This is a genomic window from Phocaeicola sp. RTP21198st1_B8_RTP21198_201120, assembly GCF_040929485.1.
GTDB lineage: Bacteria > Bacteroidota > Bacteroidia > Bacteroidales > Bacteroidaceae > Phocaeicola > Phocaeicola dorei.
In genome coordinates, this window is record NZ_JBCOCI010000278.1 from 1 (window position 1) to 1,668 (window position 1,668).

General features: G+C 56.5%; 3 protein-coding genes and 1 pseudogene. All 4 read right to left on the reverse strand.

Going from position 1 to position 1,668, the window contains the following annotated elements:
- Nucleotides 1-384, reverse strand: a pseudogene (locus AB5935_RS25385) (conjugal transfer protein TraD); the annotation flags it as partial.
- A 21-nt stretch (nucleotides 385-405) separates the two neighbouring features.
- The gene (locus tag AB5935_RS25390) at nucleotides 406-753 is read right to left on the reverse strand and encodes a DUF3408 domain-containing protein (protein ID WP_005944164.1); all 348 of its coding nucleotides are present in this window, start codon (nucleotides 751-753) and stop codon (nucleotides 406-408) included.
- Nucleotides 754-755: 2 nt separating this feature from the next.
- The gene (locus AB5935_RS25395) at nucleotides 756-1,196 is read right to left on the reverse strand and encodes a DUF3408 domain-containing protein (RefSeq protein WP_005944168.1); all 441 of its coding nucleotides are present in this window, start codon (nucleotides 1,194-1,196) and stop codon (nucleotides 756-758) included.
- 2 nt (nucleotides 1,197-1,198) lie between these two features.
- On the reverse strand, nucleotides 1,199-1,668 hold a 470-nt coding region (locus AB5935_RS25400; protein ID WP_368327803.1), incomplete at its 5' end, for a ParA family protein.

Here is a 1,668-nt window from a genome sequence, read left to right on the forward strand (position 1 = left end):
GTTTCGTCGAGTTTATCCTCCGGGATTTGGGCGGGACGGGACACGGTTTCCGTGTTTCCGTCGTCAAAAGTAGCCTCTTCCTCCGTCAGCTCAATGCCTTTTTCCGAAGTGGCGGCTTCTTGCGTCGGTATGGCAGCGGTTGTCCGGGTCGATGCCATCCTGAAACGGCTCTTGCCGATGATGTCCGGGGTGTCTGCGGGCGGTATTTCCCTTACCGCTTCGGGCTTTGCCGCCGTGCCGCCCAACGACTCCGGCTATGCTTCTGAGGAAGCGGACAAGTCTGGTTTCCATGATCCTGTCATAAAGGAGCAGGAACAGGAACCACAGGTTGCAGCCGACCGATACGGTCAGCAGAATATCAGTCATGCTTATTGTTTCACTCATGCACGTTCTCTTTTTTGAGGGTTAAAATACTGCGTCGTAATTCCGGGCGTAAAGGCTTTTTATCGCCTCCTCGCACTGGTTGAAGTGGTGCGTAAGCACATGGTCGATGTAGGCGGACAGCGACAGCCGGTCATGCCCGATCACACGGGTGATGCGCATGATGCGGTCGTGGTACTCCGGGCGCACATACGCCATCTTTCCCTCGCGTGCCTTCACTTCGGCTTCACGGATGAACAGCCGTTCATAGTCCTTCTCACCGCATTTGCCGCATAACGGCACGGGGGACAGGATTTCCACACTCGCCTGCACTTGGGCAAGCATACCGCCGCCGTCATGCTGCGGACTTCTGTTTTTCTGGTTCTTTTCCATATTCAAATCAAGTCTTCACGTTGTTTCTTGTACAGTTCGTTTATTTTCTCCTTGTGCTGTTCCAGATGTTGGCGCAGCACGGTGTCCACGTAGCCGCCTACCGAGATTTCACGCCCGGCGATGTCGTTCACGATTTTGAGAATCTTGCTGTGGACGTCGCGGCTGATATAGACGCACTGGCGCGTCTTTATCTCGTTGCGGCGGAGGAACAGCCCGGAATAGTCGTCCTCCTGCCGTTTGCGGCGGACGGTGTCCCTCTGCGGTTTTTCCTTTGCCGTGTATTGCACGGGCGGCGGTTCCGTTTCAGGGACGCTTTCTTCTTCGGGAGCAGGTGCGGGCGGCTCCTGCGCGTGGTACAGGGTCCCGTCCTGCCTGCGTCTGCCGATGGAGGCTATCAACAGTTCCTCGTCAATGCCTTCGGTGTTCACTTTCCTGCTGCCCATGATTATTGAGGTCTGATGATACGGCTTATCTCTTCCGAGAACTCACGGATGCCGCTCCCTTTCAGCAGGGACGCATCCATCGGGAAGATGGTAGAGCGGAACACGCTCTTGCGCTCTTCCGAGAGGTCGCGCCGGAACTTCTTGCTGTCGGGCAGGCGGGTGGACAGCACCGGCAGCCCCATCTCGGCTATCACATCCCCATACAGGTCGTAAAGCCCGTTCTTCTCCCTGCCGTCCACCATCGTCCAGAAGAGGTACAGCCCTTTTGTTTTCGCCTGTCCCGTCGTCATGAGGTTGTCGCGGAACATCACGGCGAATTGCAGGGTGCTTTCCACGACAAAACGGTCGGCACTCATGGGCGCGAAGATGTAGTCCATCTGCGAGAGGGTCTTGACCACGCCGTTGCTTTTCAGGGTTCCCGGCATGTCGAAGAACACGACGTCGGGTTTCACCTTTTCTTCGGCAAGCATCC